Here is a 4,498-nt window from a genome sequence, read left to right as displayed (position 1 = left end):
CCGCTTTCCGTATATGCCAATTCTATGGATATCCTCGGCAACCGGTCGGCAATGGCGGCCGCCAGTTCATGATCCGCGGCCTGAAGCGCCAGCAAAGCCGCCCGCAGATCCGGCCGTTCTGCCATGAGCTGACGGGGGGAAGAGACTGTGGTCAGGGGTTTTAAAACAGGCCAATCATCCGCCGGACGGACGCCCTCACCCGGGAAACTCCCCATCAGCACCGCATAAGCATTGGCTGCGCTTTGTTTTTCCGAAACCACCCCGGGCATTTCCCGGTCCACGCTGGCCATGCGGCCCTTCTGCTGCAACACATCCAGAGAATTGCCGTCGCCCTGGGCCAGTCGCAGTTCGGTTAATTCCAGTATCTGCATGTTAGTTGTTTGCTGGGCCGTTAAAACATCTTCCAGCCTGCGCGAAGCATGCCAGGTGATCCAGGTCTCCACCAGCAGGAATTGCATTTCCAGGGCCACCTGGTCCGCCAGCACCTGTTTTTCTTCGAGCATTAACGATGCCGCTTCTTTCCTGGCACGCAGGCGGCCCCAGATATCCGGCTCCCAGTACAATGCCGCGCCAAAGGAAATGGTACTGTCCGTTTCGGTTGAATCGGGGTCATCATCCGCTTCCTCCCGCGAACGTTCAAAACCGGCATTTGCATCCACAGACGGCATGAGCGCTGATTTTGAAATGCCATAGGCGGCGGCAGCCTGTTCCACGCGGGCACGGGCAGCTTCCAGCTCAAAATTTGCTTCAAGAAGCGCCCGAACATCGGATTTCAGGCTCGCGGATGGAAAACTCTGCTCCCAGGTCAGGCTGATTTCCCATTCCGACATATCACTGGCAAAGAATTGCGCCGGCAGTTTTGCGGGAATGTCTTTGCGGTCCTTGACCGGGACAACCGTGCATGCGGAAAGCAGAATCAGGCATCCCAAAAGCAGAATTTGATTTAATCCTATGCAATTAGAACCTTTTGCCATAACGATGGTGTCTTTATATTTTTTTATCTGATTATCTACTTCATTCAAGTGGTTGTACTTTTTCTCTTTAGCAAAATCGGGATCGGGTTCGATTGCGATTTCGATACCGATAGCGAGACCGATTTCAAAGCCCGAACTTAAGCGAACTTGAATGCTATAGGGTTAAAACGTATACATAATGCCCAGACCGCCTTCGATTTCATAGTCCTCATCCACCAGAGGACTGTCGGTTATGTCTTTTCCAAATGTTGAGATTTCAACAATTCCCACCGCCGTGAAATTTCCAAACAGCGGCCGCAGGATCATGACCTCTGCCCCGATTTCATAACTTGCACCAGGAGAATAGACCGGACGATCCGGCCTTGCCTCCTTTACTGAAACCCCGTAAAAGTAATCCACTGTCTTTTCACTCAGCCAAGTGGCACTCAACGTCGGCCGGAATTCAAAATCGCCTGCCATAAACGGATACCCAAACGCCAGCTCGACTTTCTGGCCGTCATGTTCGCCACTGACATCCTGTTCAAATTCCAGCTCTGCCTCCCAGCCGGCATAATTGGTTTCACATTTAAGCCCGACACTGTAAAGGGTATCCAGTTCATCCATGCCTTCAAGATAGTCGCTGTCATCAGGATCATAACCGTCTTCGAAATCAACAGATCCTGTTAAAGCGATTTTATAAGAACCGGAGCCAAACAGCGTAAACGAAGCGTCCAGCCCATCATATCCTTCGATTTCAAAGGGCCCGTTTTCATACCTGATAAAGGGTGCCGGCTCAAATTCGCTGCCCACGTCTTTATAGATTTCCCGCTCTCCGCGGACTAACATACCGATGGACAGCTCGCCGCCGATCCACGGCAGTTCACCATCTTCTTCGACTTTCAGAATCTGCCCGTCTTCAGACACATACACTTCATAATGAATGCCATCGGTGGATATCAGTTCAACTTCCGTGACAACCCCGTCCTGCCGTATTTCTTTTTCCACTTCCGTTATTTCAGCACCGGGAAACGCCTTTTCAATGCTGCTTTTGACAGCTTCCGGCAAATCCTTGCCCTTGTCGGCAACGGCGACTCCCAGCATCAGGTGCAGGCACAGCGCCATAGACACACCCAAAACCATAACTGTTTGTTTTTTCATTTATATTTCCTTTCCTGTGGTAGTTTTACCTATCCATTTGTTGTCTCCAACAGGCGGAGCCTGAAAATTAGTGATGGGGTTAAACTGACAGAAGGCGTGTCAAAAAAACGTGAAGAAAGGATCAAATGAGTGTTAACGGCGCTGGACCCAATCGTCAGGACAGTTTTAGAACCCGGTTAAGCGACAAGCCAAGTGGTTATCAGGGGCATTGCAACCATCATAAAAGCCGAAAATTCATATAGTTGAAAAGTCAGGAGGTTTGACCATGCGCTACATGTGGATTGCGGCCTGTCTTGCGATCATCCTTCTCGCAACAGGACCGATATCGGCCGATCAGGAACAGAGAGTCAACCCCGACTGGTCCGCTGAATACCTGAAAACGACAGAGGTGGGCGAGCACATCTTCTACAAGCCCCACGGTGGAGAGGTGATGTAGCCATGGTGCATTCGGGCCGGCTTGTTCTCTACCGGCCGAATGCCGTCCCACCATACAGGAGCGCCATGGCCAGCCGGGACCAGAGCTCGAGGTTCAGGCGGGCAGCCTGGGGAGCGGACATCCAGGAAAAGTTGTTGAGTTCACGGCCCGGCCGGCAAAGATCGGCGCTGGAAACCGCCAAAGAGTAGACAAGTCCCAGATGAACCGTGCCGACCTCGGTCCGTTCCTCGTTGATGACGCCCTTGAATCGGGGCACGGCATCTCCGGGGCGTCGAGGCAGTTCTTCGTCAAGCTCGCGGTTGACCCCGTGCGTAATGGCGACACCGAAGGAACATGCCGTATCGGCTGCGTCGACGGGGTTGATGTGGCCGCCGATACCGCAGGACCACAAGGCGTGGAGCCGGGTTTCCGACCCCCGGCGGCGATAGCATGCGATTTTCCGGCTGTTGTCGGCCCGGAGCACCACGTAGGGAATAAGCTGCTTGTAGGCGGGGTTCAGTTCCGCCTCCGGGCGCGGCAGCCAGTGGGGCCGGACACCCCGAACCGCGCTCAGGAAATCTTCGAACCCCATGGGAACGACCGCGGTCTCGCCGGTCCAGTTGGGAGGGAGAGCAGTGCGTTCGACGCACAGGATCTGCTCCGTCATGGTTTCTTCACTCCTTTGGTTTCGGGTGTTCGGCCGGCGCAATCCATCGCCGTCACGGCGCCAATTCAGCCTGGACCGCATCCACCAGAACCTTCTCGGCCTGGTGAAGGAGGCGTCGTCGCATGCCGCTGTCGGCAAAGGCCGACCGGTAGCCGTTGCGGATAATCCGGCAGATGTCCCAGCGGCTGAGGCCGTTCGGCGTGAGCCGGGCCGCACGGTGGAGTTCACGGGTGGGGTCGGTGCGCGAGATGCCGGGGTTGTCGGTGTTGACGGTAACCCTGAGCCCCGCCTCGAGATAGAGCGACAAGGGATACGGCTCCAGGTTTCGGGTGGAGGGCAGAAAATTGTCCCGGTACCCGATGATCTGAAAGTTGCTCGACGGGCACATCTCCAGGGCGATACGGCGGTCGACAAACCGCTCCATCAGGCTGGGGTTGTCCTTCAGGGTCAGGCCGTGGCCGATACGTTCGGCGTTGAGATGGTAAACCGCTTCCCAGATGTTCCCTACATCCGCCTTCTCGCCGGCGTGAATGGTGAAGTGAATGCAGCGCTCCATCATGGGCATCAGCTCTCTTCGCATGTCGGCGGGTTTACAGGCAGATTCCCTGCCGGCCAGGTCAAAGCCGCGAAGGATCGGAAACCCGTTCCCGGACGCTGTCAGACGCCCGGCCAGCTCGACGTGCCTTCGAACCTTTTCGATCTCGGCATGCCGACTGGCGGTAAAAATGAGGACCGTATCGATCCCGTCCGCTCCCGTAAGGGCATCAGCGATGATTTCCGCAACCCGACGCTCGGAGACACCGCCCCGGGTGTAATTGATCGGCGAGCACCGCACCTCCAGGTACCGGACGTTTTCGGCCGCCGCCTTTTCGAGAAGAATGCGGCAGGCGGCACGGATGGTGGCCTCGCTCTGAAGCAGGCCGGAGCCTTGCAGGTCCCCAAGCCGTTCATAGGGGTCGAATGCGATGCCGCTGAACGCAGCTTCGTCCCGAAAGGGGCCGAAAATCAAGGCATCGAGCAGGTCGGGATCCTCCTCGAACAGAAGAACGAACGCCGCTACACACAAGGGCTCGGGTACGCCCGGCACGGCATTGCGAAGGTCTTTGGCATTGAACGCGGCGCGGAGTTCCTCGACGGGTTGGGCCTCAAACCTTCTCCGCCAATCGGCGAGCCAGGGGTCGAGCCTCGAACGGTGAGCCTCGACCCGGCCCCGTTCGACTGCGGCCACGGTGATCATGCCCTGCGCATCGGCGATCCCGCCCAGGTGGCAGTGGAGGTCGGTCTTGGGGAGCCGCCGCAACCAGG

General features: G+C 56.5%; 5 protein-coding genes. 1 reads left to right on the top strand and 4 read right to left on the bottom strand.

Annotated elements, in window-relative coordinates:
• Both AB7S84_RS14410 and AB7S84_RS14405 read right to left on the bottom strand, forming a co-directional pair.
• On the bottom strand, window positions 1-1,022 hold a 1,022-nt coding region (locus AB7S84_RS14410; protein ID WP_428155276.1), incomplete at its 3' end, for a TolC family protein.
• A gap of 114 nt (window positions 1,023-1,136) precedes the next feature.
• Window positions 1,137-2,111, bottom strand: a complete 975-nt coding sequence (locus AB7S84_RS14405; protein WP_428155274.1) for a MipA/OmpV family protein — start codon at window positions 2,109-2,111, stop codon at window positions 1,137-1,139.
• A gap of 265 nt (window positions 2,112-2,376) precedes the next feature.
• Here AB7S84_RS14405 and AB7S84_RS14400 point away from each other — a divergent pair, with 265 nt between their 5' ends.
• A complete protein-coding gene (locus tag AB7S84_RS14400; protein WP_428155272.1) occupies window positions 2,377-2,547 on the top strand; it encodes a hypothetical protein in 171 nt (56 codons plus the stop codon).
• 28 nt (window positions 2,548-2,575) lie between these two features.
• Here AB7S84_RS14400 and AB7S84_RS14395 read toward each other — a convergent pair whose 3' ends face one another.
• Entirely contained in the window at window positions 2,576-3,193 is a 618-nt protein-coding gene (locus AB7S84_RS14395) for a phosphoesterase (protein ID WP_428155270.1), read from the bottom strand.
• 52 nt (window positions 3,194-3,245) lie between these two features.
• Window positions 3,246-4,498, bottom strand: a 1,253-nt coding sequence (locus AB7S84_RS14390) for an adenosine deaminase family protein (protein WP_428155268.1), incomplete at its 5' end; no start/stop codon positions are given.

The sequence above is a fragment of the Desulfococcus sp. genome, from assembly GCF_050178255.1.
GTDB classification, from domain to species: domain Bacteria; phylum Desulfobacterota; class Desulfobacteria; order Desulfobacterales; family Desulfococcaceae; genus Desulfococcus; species Desulfococcus multivorans.
The sequence above is the reverse complement of the archived record's forward strand: the minus strand, read 5'-3'. Positions and strand labels throughout refer to the sequence as shown.

Coding starts and splice junctions, on each gene's coding strand:
- AB7S84_RS14395 (WP_428155270.1), bottom strand. CDS start 3,193: ATGACGGAGCAGATCCTGTGCGTCGAACGCACTGCTCTCCCTCCCAAC.
- AB7S84_RS14400 (WP_428155272.1), top strand. CDS start 2,377: ATGCGCTACATGTGGATTGCGGCCTGTCTTGCGATCATCCTTCTCGCA.
- AB7S84_RS14405 (WP_428155274.1), bottom strand. CDS start 2,111: ATGAAAAAACAAACAGTTATGGTTTTGGGTGTGTCTATGGCGCTGTGC.